General features: G+C 40.2%; 1 protein-coding gene. It reads right to left on the minus strand.

Going from position 1 to position 276, the window contains the following annotated elements; all coding sequences use genetic code 11:
* Positions 1 to 57 precede the first annotated feature (57 nt).
* Positions 58 to 276, minus strand: a 219-nt coding sequence (locus QWJ41_RS21180) for a PHP-associated domain-containing protein (protein ID WP_302710472.1), incomplete at its 5' end; no start/stop codon positions are given.

Below are 276 nucleotides of genomic sequence, written 5' to 3' on the forward strand. Positions count from 1 at the left end.
GAAGAAGACCTGCAAATGTTACCGAGGCAGACAAAAAGTATTCTTTTCATATATAATCTACAAATGAAGGTATTCTTTAAATGATTTCACATCACGGTTCATGATCAGCTCTTCAGGAAACCCGGTAAGCTGCAACAATTCATACAAATTATCGTAACGGGCTATATCAAACGAAATATGCGCGTCACTTCCCAAAATGACCGGAACTTCATATTTCTTGCATAAACGGAGAATGGTGAGGTTGTTCTCACGGGCATTGGGTTTGTTACGGGTGGG

This window comes from Nocardioides cremeus (assembly GCF_030518195.1).
In the GTDB taxonomy this organism is placed as follows: Bacteria; Actinomycetota; Actinomycetes; order Propionibacteriales; family Nocardioidaceae; genus Nocardioides; species Nocardioides cremeus.